Raw genomic sequence first — 18,245 nt, forward strand, 5'->3', positions numbered from 1 at the left:
CCCGGCCGCCCTGGTGAGCCCTCGATGACCCACCAGGGCGTCCCCGGATGTCGCGGCGGGGCGGCTCGCAGGCGTCCTGGTCAGCCGAGCACGGCTGCCAACTGCTCCTCCTCGTACGTCAGGTGCACCTCCAGCTCGTCGGTGAGGCGTTCCACCTCGGGCAGGACACGGGCCGGGTCGGCATCCGCTGCCGACACGACCCGGCGCAGATCGTCGAGGAGGGCGGCGATCCGCTGGTGTTCGCGGCGCAGCCGGTCGAAGGCCGGCGCCAGCTCGGGGTGGCGGCCTTCGAGGGACGGGAACAGGGCGATGTCCTCGCCGGCGTGGTGGTTGCCCAGGCCCTTGCAGAGGGTCAGACAGTTGATCCGGAGCTGGGCGCCCACCGCGGAGCCGCCTCCGGAGGCCGCGAACTCCTTCCTGATCAGGGCCAGCTCGCGGCGGAAGACGTCATGGACCGCCCGGATGGCCTCGCCGGGGGAGGACGCCTCGATGCGCGGCGGGCCCGGCCTCGGGTTCTCCCGGAGGGCGACGACCGGGATGACACGATCCGTCTTCGCCTGGTACTCGGCCCAGCCGGGGTCGGACTCCACGGCGCGGGCGAAGGCCTCCTCGCGTGCCGCGCGGTCCAGGACGACCGCGGTCGCCTCGTAGGTGAACACGCCCGTCTCCACGGTCACCTGGGGGTGCGCGAGGAGGTTGTGGAACCAGTCGGGATGCCGCGGCGCGCCCCCGGCCGAGGCGATCACGAGGACGCGCTCGCCGCCGTCGGGGTAGTAGCCGAGGGGGGTGGTGTGCGGGGTGCCGGTACGGGCGCCGGTGGTGGTGAGGAGCAGTAACCGGGCGCCCTCGAAGGGGCCGCCCACGCGGCCGCGGTGGGCGCGGAACTCGTCGATGATCTGCTGGTTGAAGGGGTTGGGCATGCTCTGCTGTCGCTGCCTTCTTCTGTTCGGCGTGATGGGATGGCGATACGCGTCGGAACAGAAGAAGAGCGGCGGGCCTCTCGCCCGCCCCCGCCTCACTCGGAGGCCGGGTGCCCCAATCGTGAACGGCCCAAGGCCGACCCGGCAGTCATGGACGGCACGTTATCGGGGTACGCGATCTCGCGCCAACGGTTTATGACGTCACCCGTCCGTGCACCGGCGCCTCCCGCGGTTCCGGGCGCGGCGGGTGTGGGATGGACGACGGTGGTACGAGGCCCTGGGCGGTGACGGCGGGGCTCCTCCGTGGCGCGGAGCCCCTTCCGCGTTGTGGTGCCCTTCCCGCGCGGTGCGGCGCCGTTCCCGCGTGGTGTGGCGCACTTTTGCAAGCGGGATGCTTGCAATTGTTAGCGCTTCTGGGGCAAGGTGGAGGCATGGCATCGCTGAACGTCGGCAACCTTGGTGAGTACCTGCGTGAGCAGCGGCGCAACGCGCAGCTGTCGCTCAGGCAGCTCGCCGACGCCGCCGGCGTGTCCAATCCGTATCTGAGCCAGATCGAGCGCGGGCTGCGCAAGCCGAGCGCGGAGGTGCTGCAGCAGGTCGCCAAGGCGCTGCGGATCTCCGCCGAGACGCTGTACGTGCGGGCCGGCATCCTCGACGCCGAGCGGGACCGGGACGAGGTGGAGACGCGCGCCGTCATCCTCGCCGATCCCACGCTGACCGAGCGGCAGAAGCAGGTGCTGCTGCAGATCTACGAGTCGTTCCGCAAGGAGAACGGCTTCGAGATCGCCCGGGCGGGCGCGGCGGACGAGGACGGCCAGGCGGTTCAGGAGGCTCGGACTCGAGAGGCTCAGCAGTCTCAGGAGACGCACGGCACGGACGACGCCCAGGACACCGCCGACGCCGGCCCCCGCACGGCCGACGGCAGCGATGCCGGTCCGCGGCAGGCAGCCGGCTGACCGGGACCACCGGGACCACGGACAGCGACCGGACCACCGGGACGACGGCTCGACGTCCTGCGGACCGCCCAAAACCCTCAACAAAGCCGAAACGGGAGGACCATCCCATGGCCATCACCAACGACCTGCGCAAGACCCTCAGCGACCCCACCCCGCTCTACTTCGCCGCGGGCACCGCCGACCTGGCCCTGAAGCAGGCCAAGAAGGTGCCCGCGCTCGTCGAGCAGCTGCGCGCCGAGGCCCCGGCCCGCCTCGAGGCCGTCCGCAACACCGACCCGAAGGCGGTCCAGGAGAAGGCCGCGGCCCGCGCCAAGGAGGCCGGCGCCCGCGTCAAGGAGACGCAGTCGACCATCCAGGCCAAGGTGGGCGAGTTCTTGGGCAGCCTCGACTCGGACCTCAAGAAGTTCGGCAGCAGCCTGGACGCCGACCTGAAGAAGCTGGGCGAGAGCGCCCAGGACCTCGCGTTGCGGGGTGTGGGCGTCGCCGCCGAGTACGCGGTCAAGGCCCGGGAGACCTACGAGAAGGTGGCCGAGCACGGCGAGCAGGCCGTGAAGACCTGGCGCGGCGAGGCCGCCGAGGAGATCGAGGAGCTGGCCGTCGCGGTCGAGGGCAAGCCCGAGCCGGTCGAGGTCAGGACCGAGCCGAAGCCGGCCGAGGCCCCCAGGACCGAGCCCACCGAGGACAGCAAGCCGGTGGCGAAGAAGACGGCCCCGGCCGCCCGCAAGCCGGTGGCGAAGAAGACCACGCCTCCGGGCAAGTGAGGGACGCGCGGCCCCGGCGGGGGCCGCGTGACGGATGACGGACGACGGGCCGGGCACTTCCGAGGTGCCCGGCCCGTTGTACGGGTACGCGGCGGCCGCAGGCGGGTACGGTTGGCCGTAGAGACGACTCGACTCGGGTGGTGGGCATTGTGCTGATGACGGCATTCGGCGGCCTGATGTGGCTGCTCTTCACCGCCATGCTGGTGCTCGCCGTGGTGGCGCTGGCCATGGCCGTGCTGTACCGGGAGGACGCGTACCGCGCCGCCGACAAGCAGAACAAGGGCTTCTGGCTGATCATTCTCGGCATCGCGGTCGCGGTGAACCTGTTCGTGCCGATGCTCTTCCTGCAGCTCGCCGGCCTCGTCGCCACGATCGTCTTCTTCGTGGACGTCCGCCCCGCCCTCAAGCAGGTCTCGGGCGGCGGCTGGGGCCGTCGCCGCCGGGGAAGCAGCAGCGACGGTCCGTACGGGCCGTACAACGGCGGGCGGTAGACGGCGGCAGCCTGGGCGGGCCGTGCGGCGGACGGTTCCGTTACGGCCGTGCAGCGGCGGGCGGTCCCAGCGAAGCGTGCAGCGGTAGGTGGCGGGCGGCCCGGGTCGGCCGTGCAGCGGCGGGCGGTCCGAGCGAGGCGTGCAGCGGCGGGCGGTAGGCGGCGGTCCGTCGTGGTCCGGCCCGCCGTCGTCGGTTACGGTGCCCGGTCGAGCAGGACCACGGCCACGTCGTCCGCCAGTTCCCCTCCGTTGAGGTCGCGGACCTCGTTGACCGTCGCGCGCAGCAGTTCCTCGCCCGTCAGGCCCTCGGCAAGCCGGCGGCGGACCAGTTCCACCATGCCGTCCTGCCCCAGGCGCTCCCCGTCCTGCCCGACCCGTCCCTCGATCAGTCCGTCGGTGTAGAGCATCAGGCTCCAGACCGGCCCCAGCTCCACCTGCATCCGCGGCCAGCGCGCGCCCGGCAACAGGCCGAGCGCGGGGCCGTTGTTGTCGTACGGCAGCAGCTCGGCGATCGGGGTCCCCCCTGCTCGAGCGGAGCCGAGAGCTTGGGGGAGGTGGGGGCGCGCGATCAGCGGTGCCGGGTGGCCGGCCAGGCACAGCCCGGCGCGGCGGCCGTCCGGCGCGATGTCCACCGTGCACAGCGTGGCGAAGATCTCGTCGTTGTCCCGCTCGTGCTCCAGGACCTGCTGCAGCGTGGACAGCAGCTCGTCCCCGCACAGCCCCGCCAGCGTCAGCGCACGCCAGGCGATGCGCAGCTCCACGCCGAGCGCCGCCTCGTCCGGGCCGTGCCCGCACACGTCACCGATCATCGCGTGCACCGTGCCGTCCGGCGTGCGCACCGTGTCGTAGAAGTCACCGCCGAGCAGGGCACGCGAACGGCCGGGCCGGTAGCGGGCGGCGAACCGCAGCGAGGACCCGTCGAGCAGCGGCGTGGGCAGCAGGCCGCGCTCCAGGCGGGCGTTCTCCTGCGCGCGCAGCTTGGACTCGGTCAGCCGCCGCTCGGCCGTGTCGGACCGCTTGCGCTCTACCGCGTACCGGATCGCACGGCTCAGCAGCCGCCCGTCCAGCTCCTCGCGGAACAGGTAGTCCTGGGCGCCCACGCGCACGGCCTCGGCCCCCCGCTCCGCGTCACCGGACGCGGTGAGCGCGAGCACGGCATGGCGGGGCGCGAGCTGCAGCACGTGCCGGAGCACGGCCAGTTCGTCGTCCTCTTCGGCGGCCCGGCCGGGCGCGGGCAGCGCGAGGTCCAGCAGGATGCAGTGGACGTCGTCGGTGAGCAGCCGCTCGGCCTCGGTGAGGTTGCGGGCGGTGCGCAGCCGTATGGGGCGGCCTGCCGAGTCGAGCATCTCGGGCACGATCGGCGAACCGGTCGGATCGTCCTCGATCACGAGCAGGGTGAGCGTGTCGTTCTGGGCCTTGGCACGGGCGGACGGCCCCTGTGCGGTCTGAGCGGTCTGAGCGCCGGGCAGGGACGCGGCTTGAGCCTGACCACCCTCCACGGCCGGGATCGCTCGGGGCCGCGGCACGGGTACGGGCATCGTCTTGGGTTCCTTCCCTCCCCCCGAGGGCACGACGGGACGAGGGACTCGACCCACCGACGGGGACCATAGCGGTAGCCGAGGCCGCAATGGAATGCCGGACGGGGTGGGGTGGTGCAACCGGCCATCGTCATATGCCGCATCCCCTACCGCAGTTGGACAGGGAACCGTCCCGGTGAGGATGACGAAAGTCACGTCCCGCGCAGGTTTCAACCGGAGGGAGGGTGGGCCGCGTCACGTGGGGCGGGTCACGTCATGACACGGCTCTGTTTCCGGTCGGCGTGCGGTTCAGTCGGCGTCCGGGCGCACCACCCCGAGGATCGGCATGGACCCGGCCCCCGCGATCGTCACCGTCCGCCCCGGGCGCGGGGCGTGGACGATCGCGCCGTCGCCGATGTACATCGCCACATGGCTGGCGTCGGAGAAGTAGATGATCAGGTCTCCGGGGCGCATGTCCTTGATGTCCACGTGCTTGAGCTGCTTCCACTGCTCCTGCGAGGTGCGGGGGATGGGTGCGCCGGCCGCGGCCCAGGCCTGGGACGTCAACCCCGAGCAGTCGTACGATTTCGGCCCTTCTGCCCCCCAGACATACGGTTTGCCGATCTGATCGGTCGCGAACCGTACGGCCTTTTGCCCCTCCTCGGACGCTCTGCCGCGAATCTCCTTCAGTATCCCGGAGTCGAGCCATGCGGTCTGTGCCTGGTGGGCGGCCTGCTCCTCCAGCTTCTGCAGTCGCTCCCGCTCCTGCGTCTTCAGCCGGGACTGCAGCTCCTCGGCGGCGGCGATCTGCTTCTCGATCTCCTTCTTGGCCTCGGCCTTGGCCTTGCGGTTGGCGTCGAGCCTCTTCCACTCGTCGGCGGCGTCGCTCGCGTACTGCTTCAAGTCCTCCTGCGTACGCGTCAACTCGGCGATGAGTCCCGTGGTCGCGTGTTCGCCCTGACGGACCGTGCCCGCGTCGTCCAGGAACTCCTGGGGGTCACGGCTCAGCCAGAGCCGCATCTCGGGCGGCAGGCCACCGCCGCGGTACTGGGCGCGGGCCGCTGCGCCCGCGCGGTCCTTCAACTCGGCCAGCCGCTCCTGGCCCTTGACGATCTCCCGCGCCAACCGGACGATCTGCGCCGACTGCGTCTCGGCCTTCTCCTCGGCCGCGTTGTAGGCGTCGGTGGCGACCGCCGCGTCGTGGTACAGCGCGTCCAGTTTTCTGCGGACCGATTCGAGAATCTCGTCCGACGCCGACGCCGACGCCGTGGCTGCCGCCGAGCCGTCGGACGGGGTGGGTCTCGGGTCAGGCCGCTCCGGGCTCGCGTAAGCCCCGCCCGGTGTGCCCAGCACGGTGACCGTGCAGACCAGAGCGATGGCCGCCGTGACCAGGGTCCGCTTCCCGGATCCCATACCTTCCCCCCAAAGCTGATTTACCGTCAGTAACTTACGAGACGTCTGGGGATCGTGCCACGCTCGGGCGCAAAGCGACAGAGGCGGGACTTAACCGCGCAAAAAACTCCCCCACCTGCCGCACCTCGTACGACGATCTCCCTCCCCTGTCACCGGCCCGCGTACGGCGATCTTCCCGCGAGTGTGACGAAGCAGTCAGGAAGATCGTTCCCCGCAGGTCGGGCAGGGGTCATGTGCGGGGCGCCAAGGCTCCCCAGGCCACGGTGACTTCACCCTGGCGCCAGCGCGCCCGGCCGTCGGTGACCGGCCAGTCCGCCGTCAGTCGGCGGACGGTGCGTATCCAGCGCTGGCGCGCGCCGTACGCGGCGTACGGCGCGGCGGCGGCCCAGGCGCGGTCGAAGTCGCGCAGGAAGGCGTGCACGGGCTCGCCCGGAACGTTGCGGTGGATGAGCGCCTTCGGCAGCCGCTCGGCCAGGTCGGACGGGCGGTCGAGGGAACCGAGCCGAGTGGCGAACGTCACGGTGCGCGGACCCTCGGGGCCGAGGGCGACCCACACATGACGGCGGCCGATCTCGTCGCACGTGCCCTCGACGAGCAGCCCGCCGCGGAAGCCGGACGCCGGGTCGGCGGGGGCGAGCCGGGCGCACAGCCGCTCCCAGGCGGCGGCGACCTCGCCCTCCTCGTACTGTCGCAGGACGTTCGCCGCCCGGATGAGCGAGGGGCGCCCCGGCACGGGCACCTCGAACCCCCCGTGCCGGAAGACCAGCCCCTCACAGGCGTACGGCTGAGCGGCCACGACCCGGGCGGGCTCGATCTCCACCCCCACGACCCGGGTGCGGGGCGCGGCGGCACGCAGCCGTCGCAGCAACTCGACCGCGGTCCAGGGCGCGGCCCCGTACCCGAGGTCGACGGCCACGGGCTCCGTCGCACGACGAAGCTCGGCCCCATGGACCGCTGCGATCCAGCGATCCATCCGGCGCAGCCGATTCGGATTGGTCGTCCCGCGCGTCACCGTACCCACGGGGCGGGACGCGACGCGGGTTGACATGCCTACGAGAGTAAGGGGGCGGGACAGGCCGCCGGACCGGCCTGTGGACAACTCCGACGCCGGGACTGTCCCCCGGGCCGGTAAAGGATTCGGCATCTACGGTTCAACGATCTTGTCCTGTGCATGACTCAGTGGGTGGGATGTGCGGAGACCACTTCGTGCGACTCCGGACCACTCAGGGGGATTCATGCACATAGCCCGTACCGGGCGGGGTGCCGCGGCTTCCACGGCCGCCACCGCCGCCCTCGCCGTCGCCGCGCTGGCGACCGCTCCGCTGGCCGGCGTCACCACCGCCGCGCCCGCCGCCGTACCGCACACCAAGGCGGTTCCGGCCGTCGTCGGGCACACGCTCGTCCATGGTGTGGCCAGCCCGCTCTCCAGCGAGCAGTGCCAGGCCAAGTGGCACATCGCCTGCTACAACCCGCTGCAGTACCGCACCGCGTACAACCTCAACCCGCTGTACCGGAAGGGCATCACGGGCAAGGGGCGCACCATCGTCATCGTCGACTCGTTCGGCTCCCCGACGGTCCAGCACGACCTCGATGTGTACAGCAAGCAGTTCGGTCTGCCCAGCACCAAGATCAAGGTGGTCAAGTGGGGCAAGGTGCCCCCCTTCGACCCGAAGAACTCCGACATGACCGGCTGGGCCGGCGAGACCTCCCTGGACGTCGAGATGGCCCACGCCGTGGCGCCCGACGCCAAGATCGTCCTGGTGGAGACGGCGGTCTCCGAGACCGAAGGCACCACGGGTCTCCCGGAGATGATGAGCGCCGAGAAGTACCTGATCGACCACGGGGTCGGCGACGTCATCAGCCAGAGCTTCGGCGCCACCGAGAACACGTTCCCCGGTTTCGACAAGGGTGACTTCTCCAGCGTCAAGAACCTGCGCTACGCCTTCCAGGACGCCAACCGCAAGCACGTGACGGTCCTCGCCTCCTCCGGTGACGGCGGCGCCACCGACCTCATGGCGGACGGCAAGACCTACTACAAGAAGCCCGTCAACTCCTGGCCGTCCTCGGACCCGCTGGTCACCTCCATCGGCGGCACCCGGCTCCACCTGAACGACAAGGGGCAGCGCGTCAAGCCGGACAGCGTCTACAACGACTACGGCGCGGGCGGCGGCGGCCAGTCCCACGTCTTCACCCGTCCGGCCTTCCAGAACGGCGTGAAGAACGTGGTAGGCACTCGTCGCGGCACCCCGGACGTGTCGATGGCCGCCGCGGTCAACGGCGGCGCCTGGGTCTACTCCAGCTTCGACCCGACCGCCACCGGCTGGGACGTCTCCGGCGGCACCAGCGAGGCCAGCCCGCTCTTCTCCGGCATCATCGCCCTCGCCGACCAGGCGGCCGGCCACCGGGTGGGCAACATCAACGGGGCGCTGTACAGCCTCCTCAAGCAGAAGAACTCCGGCATCGTCGACGTCGACGACGGCACGGACAACAGCTATGAGGGCGTCACCGGCTACAAGGCCGTCAAGGGCTACGACATGGCCACCGGCGTCGGCACGGTGGACGCCCTGCGCTTCGTGCAGGCTCTCGCCCGGGCGAGCCGCCGCGGCTGACGCCTCGGTGCTGCCGCAGGGGTTCGCCGCCTGCGATTCCCTGGGACGGCCCGAGTCGCGTACTCGGGCCGTCCGCCGTCGCAGGCCGGCGTGCCTCAGGAGGAGGCGGAGGCAGCGGCCCTGGCGCAACTCACGCCCGGCTCGGGAAGTTCAGCGCGCGGAGGCCGCTGGCCGAGGCCGCTGGCCGAGGCCGGGTGCGGTCCTGATCGGCGGGTCGACCTCGTCGACGGTCTCGACAACCGTCGTGGTCCCAGCCACCGTTGGGGCACATCCCATACGTACGGGTCAGGCGTCGGCCAAGCGGAAGTGGACGATGGCGATGTCGTCGGCGGACCCGATGTCGGGGTAGTGGTACCGCAGCCTGTCGTGGAGTTCTGCGAGATCGCGGAACCCGTCGGCGACGGCGTCCTGCTCGGTCAGTTCGCCGACCTTCTTCGACGTGATCTGCGTGACGACACCCTCCAGCACCACCTCCTCATCGAGCTCGAAGACCATGTCGACCGGTCCCGGGGCGACCGGGTCCCGGAAGCGTACGGTCGTCGTCTTCCGCCCCGCGCGGACGGCGTCGAGATAGTCCCGATGGAAGGACAAGGACTGCCTGGCCACCGCATGACGGCCCGGTTCGGAGGACACGGACTGCTCCGCCCACACATAGCTGTGCGGCAGGAGGTCGGCCATGGAGACGCTGCGGACTCCTTCGGCCGTCGGAACCAGGACGCGGATGCCTGGATGGTGGTCGAGAAGGACTTGTCGGTCACGACCGCACGGCGCGAGCACACCGCGGCCCCGGTCGCCGACCGCAACGATCGTCGTCAGGTCACGCGCCCCCGCCGCACGGGCATGCCCGAGAGCCACGAGCTCCGCACAGGGGCCGCCGGTGAAGTGGTAGAGGTTGATGCCACCGAACATCCGTCCTTGGGCATCCCGGACAGCGGCGCCAACCGTGTGCACCTCCCCGTCGCCGTTGGCCTCCACGATGCGCCGGGCCAACTCGATCAGTTCCATGTCTTCTTGCGTCGGCAAGTGCGGGGTCCCGTCCATGCACAGCACCCTACGACCGGCGCTCAGAAGCGACGAACACAGGCGGCACAGCGCAATCCCCTACCGGGCCCACAGCACGAAAGTGCCCCTCATCCGCGCCGAACGCGCAGGTGAGGGGCACGATCATGATGGCCGGACCTGTCTGAACGGTGGTGTCCGTCGCTGAATGCGACGGAAACTGAGACCAACGGGCGTGGGCTGACCAGGCCGTCCGGATCACTGCCCGCAGGCGCATCCGTCCGCTGCCGGGGTCTCCTCGGTGGCCTGGCCGGTGCAGCAGCCGTCGCCGGTGGAGTTGGGGTCGGCGTTCTTGCCGAGGGTGTCGGCGTCGGCCTTCACGACATAGACCTCCCGGGGCTCCTTGCCAGGGCCGTGGACCCACACCTTGTCCTGGAGCGCGTAGCAGCAGGACGTGTCGTTCTCCTCGAAGGTGGCCAGGCCGGCGTCCTTGAGGCGGGTAGTGGCGGCGTTGACCCGGTCGGTGGACTCCACCTCGACGCCGAGGTGGTCCAGTCGGGTTTCCTCGCCGGGCTCGCCCTCGATCAGGACGAGCTTGAGCGGGGGCTCGGCGATGGCGAAGTTGGCGTAGCCCTCGCGCCGATGGGCCCGGCCGGCGAATACCGCATCGCCTCGATGGGCGCCGAGCATGCCCACCAAGTCCCGACGATCTACAGAGACAACCCCAGCCCACTGAAAAGCCCCCTGCCCGCGGAGACCGCGGGCAGGGGGCTTGGACGTGCGGGCTTACTTCTTCTTGCCCTGGTTCTTGACCGCCTCGATCGCCGCCGCGGCCGCCTCCGGGTCGAGGTACGTGCCGCCGGGGGTGATCGGCTTGAAGTCGGCGTCCAGTTCGTAGGAGAGCGGGATGCCCGTCGGGATGTTCAGGCCGGCGATGTCGGCGTCCGAGATGCCGTCCAGGTGCTTGACCAGGGCGCGCAGGCTGTTGCCGTGGGCCGCGATCAGGACCGTGCGGCCGGCCAGGAGGTCGGGGACGATCCCGTCGTACCAGTACGGGAGCATGCGGAAGACGACGTCCTTGAGGCACTCCGTCCTCGGGCGCAGCTCCGGCGGGATCGTCGCGTAGCGCGGGTCGTCGGCCTGGGAGAACTCCGAGTCGTCCTGGATCGGGGGCGGCGGCACGTCGTAGGAGCGGCGCCAGAGCATGAACTGCTCCTCGCCGAACTCCTGAAGCGTCTGCGCCTTGTCCTTGCCCTGGAGGGCGCCGTAGTGGCGCTCGTTCAGGCGCCAGGAGCGGTGTACCGGGATCCAGTGGCGGTCGGCGGCCTCCAGTGCCAGCTGCGCGGTGCGGATCGCGCGCTTCTGGAGGGACGTGTGGACCACGTCGGGCAGCAGGCCGGCGTCCTTGAGCAGCTCACCGCCGCGGACCGCCTCCTTCTCGCCCTTCTCGTTCAGGTTGACGTCCACCCAGCCGGTGAACAGGTTCTTCGCGTTCCACTCGCTCTCGCCATGGCGGAGGAGGATCAGCTTGTACGGTGCGTCGGCCATGCCTCAGAGCGTAATCCACGCATTCGCCCCCTCGTACGGCCCGCCCGGCAGGCGGACAGCCGGTCGGCGGGCGGCCCCCGCGCCGTAGGACAGTTGACGGCTTCTGTTAATTGAGTGGCCCCTCCGCGCCGTGCCTTTGTAAGTTGTGATCACCGTTCGAGCCGCTTACATGCGCCTATGCCCGTGGGGGACCCATGTCGATCGCCGCCGTCAGACGTGCCGCCCGCGAGACCGTCTCGGGGCTTCCCCGCGAGTTCTGGTGGCTGTGGACGAGCACGCTCGTCAACCGGCTGGGCGCCTTCGTCGCCACCTTCATGGCGCTGTACCTGACCCTGGACCGCGGGTACTCCGCCTCGTACGCCGGGCTCGTCGCCTCGCTGCACGGGCTCGGCGGTGTCGTCTCCTCGCTCGGCGGTGGGGTGATGGCCGACCGGCTCGGGCGGCGCCCCACCCTGCTGATCGCCCAGACGTCGACCGCCGGGTTCGTGGCGCTGCTCGGGTTCGTGCGGGACCCCGTGGCCATCGCCGGCGTCGCCTTCTTCGTCGGCATGGCGAGCAACGCCTCCCGGCCCGCCGTGCAGGCGATGATGGCCGACATCGTTCGCCCCGAGGACCGGGTGCGCGCCTTCTCCCTCAACTACTGGGCGATCAACCTCGGCTTCGCCGTGTCCTCCATGGCGGCGGGTTTCATCGCCGAGTTCAGCTATCTCGCCGGGTTCCTGATCGAGGCGGGGATGACGTTGGTCTGCGCGGTCGTCGTCTTCGCGAAGCTGCCCGAGTCGCGGCCCGCTCCCACCGCCAAGGAGGCCGCGGGCGTCGTCGGTCTCGGGACCGTCGTGCGGGACGGCCGTTTCATGAGCGTCGTCGGGCTGTCCTTCCTCGTCGCGCTCGTCTTCCAGCAGGGGTCCGTCGGTCTGCCGGTCGCCATGGGGGAGGCCGGGTTCTCGCCCGCGGACTACGGCATGGCGATCGCCGTCAACGGCATACTGATCGTCGCGCTGCAGATCCCGGTCACCCGCTTCATCGAGCACCGCGATCCGCGCCGGCTGTTGGTGGTCTCCTCCGTGCTCGCGGGGTACGGCTTCGGGCTGACGGCCTTCGCGGGCTCGGTCGGTGTCTTCGCGCTGACGGTGTGCGTGTGGACACTGGCGGAGATCGTCAACGCGCCCACCCAGACCGGCCTCGTGGTACGCCTCTCCCCGGTGCACGGGCGCGGCCGCTACCAGGGCATGTACACCCTGTCCTGGTCGGTGGCCTCGCTCATCGCGCCGCTGCTGTCCGGCTTCGTCATCGACCGGCTCGGCGCGCAGTGGCTGTGGGGCCTGTGCGCGGTGGTCGGTACGGCGGCCGGGTTCGGCTACGCCGCGCTGATGCGCCGCCTCCCGGGGGAGGAGCCGGCGCGGGGAGCGGAGAAGGAGACGGCGGGGGCGGCGGAGGTCGGCGCGGCCTGAGGCGGGCAAGCCGGGGACCGGGCTGCGGGAGTACTGCCCCACGGCGGGGCCGACCCCACGGCGGCCCGCCGCGGTCACAGCCCCGCCGACCCCGCCCCGGTCAAAGCCCCCGCTGCGCCTCGTACAGGTTCCGCGGTCGTACGGCGTCCGTCGTGCCGTACAGCTCCAGGCGGGAGTGCAGGTCGCCCGTGAAGTCGGGCACGTCGATCTGGTCGAACTCCGTGACCTCGTTGATGCCGACGGTGGCGGAGTACGGCGCCAGGCCGTCGATCTTCATCAGGCCCGCGCGGCCGTTCGTCACGCGGATGTTCCAGTGGGTGAACCGGGCGCCGAAGAGGGGCCCGGCGATGGCGTCACCGCCGTGACGGCCGTTGTTGTTCACGGTGATGTCCGTACGGACGTTGGCGAACGGCAGCCCCCGGTGCGAGTCGAACGTGCCCATCTGCATCTCGCCGCGCGACCAGACGTTGTACGAGGACAGGCCCTCCACGTTGATGCCGTGGAGCTGCGTGTTCGGCGGGGCCGGGACGGTGCGCTGCTCGATCGTGAAGTCCTCGATCAGGTTGTCGTGGGAGCCCTCGCGGCAGAAGTACGGGTGGTGCGAGCCACGGCCCGCCACGCGCGTGCGGCGGAGCGTGCAGGAGGAGGCGGCGACCAGGCCGAAGCCGTTGTCCACGTGCCGCACGACGACGTCGTCCGCCCAGCAGTCGTACGCGCACTGGAACGCGACCCCGTTGTAGCCCTTGTCCAGCAGGTGCTGGGACTGCGGGGTCTCGATCGCCTGCAGCGTGAGGCCCTCGACGCCCGCACCGGTCAGCTCCCGTACGTGCGTGGTCAGGCGCGGATCCCACTCCGGGCGCACGTCCAGCGGAAGAGGTCGCTCGAACGTGACCTTCCGGCCCGCCACGCGCGCGATGCGCACGGGCCACTCATAGGGGACGTACGACGTCAGCTTCGTCATGTCGTCCCAGGAGTACGCCTGCGGGCCGGGACCGCCGCCCGACATGTGCTCCAGGAGGGTGTGGCCGGCGTCGTCCGCGAGGCGGAGCAGGACGAGCCGGCCCGGCCTCAGCCGACGGGCGTCGGCGACCGTCACCGTCCAGGAGCCCTGCCTGGCCGGGGACACCGTGGTCAGCGTCTCCCACTCGTCGCGCCTGTTGCCGGTCCAGCCCTCGAACGGCCATGCCTGCGCCCGGACGGCCGCGACCAGGGAGTCCCAGCGGGCCTTTGGTGCCAGCCAGATGAGACCGCCCGCCCAGGACCAGGACGACTTGGTGCCGCCGTAGCGGGAGCCGTAGACGCCGATCAGCTCGGTCAGGTTCTTCGTCGCGTACAGCGTCGTACGGTTGCTGCCCGCTCCCCGCAGGACGACGTTGTCGTATCCGATGTGGATCAGGCCGTCGATGCGGAAGGTGCCGGCTGGGATGGTGACCGTGCCACCGCCGGCCCTTCCGGCGGCGGCGATGGCACGGTTGATCGCGGGGGCGCAGTCGGTCGTGCCGTCCGCCACGGCTCCGTAGGCCGTCACGTCGGCCACCACGGGGCGGCGGGGGAAGCGCGCCGTCCCGCACCGGTGGCCGGCCCGGCCCACGTACGGGATCTGCGGATGGGTGAAGGGCGTGCGGACCAATTCGTGCCACAGGACGGGCACCTGGCCTCTGGACGGTGTGGCGGCCGCCGCCGTCGTTCCGGTGGCGGCGGCGGCCGCCACGGCGATGGCGCCTGCGAGCAGGCTCCGTCTGCTGAGGTCCGCGTGCCCGTTGCCCATACCCGAACCGCCTTCCAGGGATTCCCGGGACGAGCCCGGGAGATAAAGTCCATGGATGTGAACGACGTTCAGAATTGAGCTGGCCGTGAGCATGCCACGGGCCCGCATGGCGCGGAAGGGGTCGTGCGGAGGTGAATCACAGGGCCCGCAGGGTCAGTCCTCGGGTCGCCGGGTCAGATGACGGAACGCCTCCAGGTTGCGCGTGGACTCCCCGCGGGACACCCGCCAGGCGTACTCCTTCCGGATCGCGGATGCGAAACCCAGCTCCAGAAGGGTGTTGAAACTGCCGTCCGCCGCCTCCAGGACCGAGCCGAGCAGCCGGTCCACCTCGTCCGGGGTGACCGCGGCCAGCGGCAGCCGGCCGGTGAGGTAGATGTCGCCGAGCGGGTCTACGGCGTAACTCACCCCGTAGAGCTTGAGGTTGCGCTCCAGCAGCCAGCGGTGCACCGCGGGCTCGTTCTCGTCGGGGTGGCGGATCACGAAGGCGTTGAGGGACAGCGAGTGCCGGCCGACGATCAGTGAGACGGTCGTCGACAGCTTGCGCGTGCCGGGGAGCTTCACGACGTACGAGCCCGACTGCGGGCTCTCCCACTCCAGTTCGGCGTCCTTCAGGACCCCTTCGATGACCTGTGCGGCCCGCTGCTCATCGGACATGCAAGGCAGCGTACGCGAGGTGCGGGCCTGTCTTTGGGATCAGGTCGGCTGTGCGGAACGGTCCTTTGCGGCCCCGCTCGGCTGGGCTGATCCGAAAGACAGGCCCTAGCCGTGGTGGGCGCGCGCCCGGCGCCGGTGGGCCTGCATGGCCTCCGTGTAGACCCCGGCGGTCGCGGAGGCCGCCGCGTCCCAGCCGAACGACCGGGCGTGCCGGGCCGCGGCCTCGCCCATCCGGGCGCACAGCTGCGGGTCGTCGGCGAAATCACGGAGCACGCGCGCGTACGCGGCGGGGTCGTGGCCCTCGACCAGGAACCCGGTGTGCCCGCCCCGCACGGCGACGGGCAGTCCCCCGACCGCGGCCGCCAGGACCGGCGTGCCGACGGCCTGTGCCTCGATCGCCACGAGCCCGAAGGACTCGCTGTACGACGGCATCACCAGGACGGACGCGGCGCGGAACCAGTCGGCGAGCTGGTCCTGCCGCACGGGCGGCCTGAAGCGGACGACGTCGGAGATGCCCAGCCGGGCGGCGAGCTTCTGCAGCCCCTCCGGCTTGGCGAGCCCACTGCCACTGGGGCCTCCGACGACGGGCACGACGATGCGGGAGCGCAGCTCGGGGCGCTCGTCGAGGAGGACGGCGACGGCACGCAGCAGCACGTCGGGCGCCTTGAGGGGCTGTATGCGCCCGGCGAAGAGCGGGATGAGCGCGTCCTGCGGCAGCCCGAGCCGAGCCCTGGCGGCGGCCCGGCCGTCGGCGGGCCGGAAGCGTTCCAGGTTCACTCCGGGATGGACGACGGCCACCTTGCCGGGGTCGGCGGCGTAGTGGTGTACGAGCTCGTCGGCCTCTTCGGAGGTGTTGGCGATGAGCCGGTCGGCGGCGGTCACGATCTGCATCTCGCCGATGACCCGGGCGGCGGGCTCGGGGGTGTCGCCCTCGGCGAGGTTGGCGTTCTTGACCTTGGCCATGGTGTGCATGGCGTGCACCAGGGGGACGCCCCAGCGCTGGGCGGCCAGCCAGCCGACGTGGCCGGAGAGCCAGTAGTGGGAGTGCACGAGGTCGTAGTAGCCGGGGCGGTGACCGGCCCAGGCCTGCATCACACCGTGCGTGAAGGCGCACAGCTGGGCCGGGAGGTCCTCCTTGGCCAGCCCCTCGTACGGTCCGGCGTCGACGTGCCGGACGAGCACGCCCGGGGCCAGCTGGACGGTCGGCGGGAGAGCGGCCGTGGTGGCCCGGGTGAAGACCTCGACCTCGATGCCCAGGGCGGCGAGCCGCTGGGCCAGCTCCACGATGTAGACGTTCATGCCGCCGGCGTCACCCGTGCCGGGCTGGTGCAGCGGTGAGGTGTGCACGGAGAGCATGGCCACACGGCGGGGCCTGCGGTGTGGCAGCCGCAGCCGCGAGGTGGTCGCCGGAGAGCGACGCCCGAGCCTGGTGACGTACTGGCTCACGTGGCGTTCCTCCTTGCTGCGGGCATGCCTGAGCGGACGGCGCGGAACACCCTCCAGGAAGTCGAACGCCGCGCGAGTGCGCACCATTTCCCGTGGAGGCGGTTTTACCCAATCATTGCCATGTGTCGGTCAACCGTTCGAGGGGTTGGGTTGCTGAGCCGGTGCCCGGCCGGCGGTGGCCTCAGGTCGGCAGGGGGTCGGCGGCGTCAGGTCGACAGGGGGACCGGGTGAATCTCGTCCGCCTTGTGGCCTGCGCGTTCGTGGATGCGCTGGACCGCCTCGGCCGAAGGAGCCTCGGACAGGCAGTAGACCGTCCCCGAGTCCGGGTCCGCCCACGCGCGCTGGAAGTGCACGCCCTCTTCCTCCTCGATGGCGAGGTCGGCCTGGTGGGCCTCGCTCAGCTGATCCGGCGTGATGCCCTTCATACCGTGGTGGATGTCCATGAACTGGGCCATGACCTGGTACCTCGTTCCTGGTGCGCCCCCGTTCCTTCGTTTCCTTCCTCCTCTTTCCTTCTCCTTCCTTCTCTTTCATGCTGCGCTCGAGGGCTTCCCCACGCATACGAGGGGCCCCGGCAGTGCGCCGGGGCCCCTCGTCGTCGTAGATCCGTGTTCCGTTGTCGAGCGGTCGAGCGGTCGTGCTGTCGAGTGCGATGCGCCGTCAGCCGCACTGGCAGGGCGCGCCCGACTGGCACCCGCATCCGCAGCCGGAGCCGCAGCCGCAGGCGCCGACCAACGGCAGGCTTGTGATCTCGGCGGGCTGGTGGGTCTCGCGCTCCTGCGTGGGGTCGGGCGTGCTCGGGGTCTCGGCCATGGGTCCCTCCTCGAAGGATGTCGAGACTGGTGCCTCAGCCCATTGCATGCCCACTGGGCCGGGCGCATCAACGGCGCACGGGGGCTCGTACACGCCCGGCCGGCCTTCTTCAGGCCCCTTGCGGGCTCCCCGTCACGCGCCCTCGACGCCCGTCACCGGCTGGACACCGGGCTGGAGGTCGTCCGCGTGCTCACCGGTCACCAGGTACACCACCCGCTTGGCCACCGCGACCGCGTGGTCGGCGTAGCGCTCGTAGTAACGGCCCAGCAGGGTCACGTCCACGGCGGTCTCGATGCCGTGCCTCCAGCGCTCGTCGATCAGGTGCTGGAAGAGGGTGCGGTGCAGCAGGTCCATCTCGTCGTCGTCCTGCTCGAGCTGCAGCGCCAGGTCGACGTCCTTGGTGACGATCACCTCGGCCGCCTTGGCCATCAGGCGCTGGGCGAGCTGGCCCATCTCCAGGATGGTGGCGTGCAGGTCCTGCGGCACGGCGCGCTCGGGGAAGCGCAACCGGGCCAGCTTCGCGACGTGCTGGGCGAGGTCGCCCGAGCGCTCGAGGTCCGCGCTCATCCTGAGCGACGTCACCACGATGCGCAGATCCGTCGCCACCGGCTGCTGGCGGGCCAGGAGGGCTATCGCGCGCGCCTCCAGGTCGTGCTGGAGGTCGTCGACCTTCTGGTCGGCCTCGATCACGGCCTCCGCCAGCTTCAGGTCGGCGTCGAGGATGGCCGTCGTGGCACGCCCGATCGCCGACCCGACCAACCGGGCCATCTCGACCAGGCTGTCACCGATCGAGTCAAGTTCCTCGTGGTACGCGTCCCGCATCTGGGTGTCCCTCTCTTACGTCTGCTCCGGGGGGCGGGGGCCGGGGCCCGTCGTCACCATGACGAAAACACGGCGGA

At 71.0% G+C, this 18,245-nt stretch carries 18 protein-coding genes; 5 read left to right on the plus strand and 13 right to left on the minus strand.

What is annotated here, in order from left to right; genetic code table 11:
* Positions 1-80: 80 nt before the first annotated feature.
* Positions 81-920: a nitroreductase/quinone reductase family protein gene (locus ACZ7L1_RS25010; protein ID WP_471440247.1), complete on the minus strand. Its 840-nt coding sequence runs from the start codon at positions 918-920 to the stop codon at positions 81-83.
* 431 nt (positions 921-1,351) lie between these two features.
* Here ACZ7L1_RS25010 and ACZ7L1_RS25015 point away from each other — a divergent pair, with 431 nt between their 5' ends.
* The 3 genes from ACZ7L1_RS25015 to ACZ7L1_RS25025 all read left to right on the plus strand — a co-directional run bounded on the left by ACZ7L1_RS25015 (position 1,352) and on the right by ACZ7L1_RS25025 (position 3,128).
* Positions 1,352-1,876 (plus strand): helix-turn-helix domain-containing protein, encoded by a 525-nt coding sequence (locus ACZ7L1_RS25015; RefSeq protein WP_471440248.1) that lies wholly within the window; start codon positions 1,352-1,354, stop codon positions 1,874-1,876.
* A gap of 107 nt (positions 1,877-1,983) precedes the next feature.
* The gene (locus ACZ7L1_RS25020; protein ID WP_471440249.1) at positions 1,984-2,637 is read left to right on the plus strand and encodes a hypothetical protein; all 654 of its coding nucleotides are present in this window, start codon (positions 1,984-1,986) and stop codon (positions 2,635-2,637) included.
* 149 nt (positions 2,638-2,786) lie between these two features.
* Positions 2,787-3,128: a DUF2516 family protein gene (locus tag ACZ7L1_RS25025; protein ID WP_200421102.1), complete on the plus strand. Its 342-nt coding sequence runs from the start codon at positions 2,787-2,789 to the stop codon at positions 3,126-3,128.
* A 194-nt stretch (positions 3,129-3,322) separates the two neighbouring features.
* Here ACZ7L1_RS25025 and ACZ7L1_RS25030 read toward each other — a convergent pair whose 3' ends face one another.
* From ACZ7L1_RS25030 to ACZ7L1_RS25040, 3 genes are all read right to left on the minus strand, one after another.
* Positions 3,323-4,666, minus strand: coding sequence for a PP2C family protein-serine/threonine phosphatase (locus ACZ7L1_RS25030; RefSeq protein WP_471440250.1), 1,344 nt, complete (start codon positions 4,664-4,666; stop codon positions 3,323-3,325).
* A gap of 288 nt (positions 4,667-4,954) precedes the next feature.
* Positions 4,955-6,058, minus strand: a complete 1,104-nt coding sequence (locus tag ACZ7L1_RS25035; protein WP_471440251.1) for a C40 family peptidase — start codon at positions 6,056-6,058, stop codon at positions 4,955-4,957.
* Between the two features lie 229 nt (positions 6,059-6,287).
* The gene (locus ACZ7L1_RS25040) at positions 6,288-7,106 is read right to left on the minus strand and encodes a class I SAM-dependent methyltransferase (RefSeq protein ID WP_471440252.1); all 819 of its coding nucleotides are present in this window, start codon (positions 7,104-7,106) and stop codon (positions 6,288-6,290) included.
* A 187-nt stretch (positions 7,107-7,293) separates the two neighbouring features.
* Between ACZ7L1_RS25040 and ACZ7L1_RS25045 the strand changes: the two genes are divergently transcribed.
* Positions 7,294-8,667 (plus strand): S53 family peptidase, encoded by a 1,374-nt coding sequence (locus ACZ7L1_RS25045; RefSeq protein ID WP_471440253.1) that lies wholly within the window; start codon positions 7,294-7,296, stop codon positions 8,665-8,667.
* Positions 8,668-8,952: 285 nt separating this feature from the next.
* Here ACZ7L1_RS25045 and ACZ7L1_RS25050 read toward each other — a convergent pair whose 3' ends face one another.
* From ACZ7L1_RS25050 to ACZ7L1_RS25060, 3 genes are all read right to left on the minus strand, one after another.
* Positions 8,953-9,708, minus strand: a complete 756-nt coding sequence (locus tag ACZ7L1_RS25050; RefSeq protein WP_471440254.1) for an ASCH domain-containing protein — start codon at positions 9,706-9,708, stop codon at positions 8,953-8,955.
* 216 nt (positions 9,709-9,924) lie between these two features.
* On the minus strand, positions 9,925-10,356 hold the full coding sequence (locus tag ACZ7L1_RS25055; RefSeq protein ID WP_471440327.1) for an ArsI/CadI family heavy metal resistance metalloenzyme: 432 nt from the start codon (positions 10,354-10,356) through the stop codon (positions 9,925-9,927).
* A 96-nt stretch (positions 10,357-10,452) separates the two neighbouring features.
* Positions 10,453-11,214: a phosphoglyceromutase gene (locus ACZ7L1_RS25060; protein ID WP_471440255.1), complete on the minus strand. Its 762-nt coding sequence runs from the start codon at positions 11,212-11,214 to the stop codon at positions 10,453-10,455.
* Between the two features lie 194 nt (positions 11,215-11,408).
* On the opposite strand from ACZ7L1_RS25060, the gene ACZ7L1_RS25065 reads away from it, so the two are divergent.
* Positions 11,409-12,665: an MDR family MFS transporter gene (locus ACZ7L1_RS25065; protein ID WP_471440256.1), complete on the plus strand. Its 1,257-nt coding sequence runs from the start codon at positions 11,409-11,411 to the stop codon at positions 12,663-12,665.
* A 100-nt stretch (positions 12,666-12,765) separates the two neighbouring features.
* On the opposite strand, the gene ACZ7L1_RS25070 is transcribed toward ACZ7L1_RS25065, so the two are convergent.
* The 6 genes from ACZ7L1_RS25070 to phoU all read right to left on the minus strand — a co-directional run bounded on the left by ACZ7L1_RS25070 (position 12,766) and on the right by phoU (position 18,168).
* Positions 12,766-14,433, minus strand: a complete 1,668-nt coding sequence (locus ACZ7L1_RS25070) for a glycosyl hydrolase family 28-related protein (RefSeq protein WP_471440257.1) — start codon at positions 14,431-14,433, stop codon at positions 12,766-12,768.
* A gap of 153 nt (positions 14,434-14,586) precedes the next feature.
* Positions 14,587-15,087, minus strand: a complete 501-nt coding sequence (locus ACZ7L1_RS25075) for a type III secretion system chaperone family protein (protein ID WP_471440258.1) — start codon at positions 15,085-15,087, stop codon at positions 14,587-14,589.
* Positions 15,088-15,192: 105 nt separating this feature from the next.
* The gene (mshA, locus tag ACZ7L1_RS25080; protein WP_471440259.1) at positions 15,193-16,533 is read right to left on the minus strand and encodes a D-inositol-3-phosphate glycosyltransferase; all 1,341 of its coding nucleotides are present in this window, start codon (positions 16,531-16,533) and stop codon (positions 15,193-15,195) included.
* A gap of 206 nt (positions 16,534-16,739) precedes the next feature.
* Positions 16,740-16,988 carry an SCO4226 family nickel-binding protein gene (locus ACZ7L1_RS25085; protein WP_471440260.1) on the minus strand — a complete coding sequence of 83 codons (249 nt, stop codon included), beginning with the start codon at positions 16,986-16,988 and terminating at the stop codon, positions 16,740-16,742.
* 205 nt (positions 16,989-17,193) lie between these two features.
* Entirely contained in the window at positions 17,194-17,346 is a 153-nt protein-coding gene (locus ACZ7L1_RS25090) for a hypothetical protein (RefSeq protein WP_389003620.1), read from the minus strand.
* Positions 17,347-17,478: 132 nt separating this feature from the next.
* Entirely contained in the window at positions 17,479-18,168 is a 690-nt protein-coding gene (gene phoU / locus ACZ7L1_RS25095) for a phosphate signaling complex protein PhoU (protein WP_471440261.1), read from the minus strand.
* Positions 18,169-18,245: the final 77 nt, after the last annotated feature.

This window comes from Streptomyces sp. NPDC107546 (genome assembly GCF_055639175.1).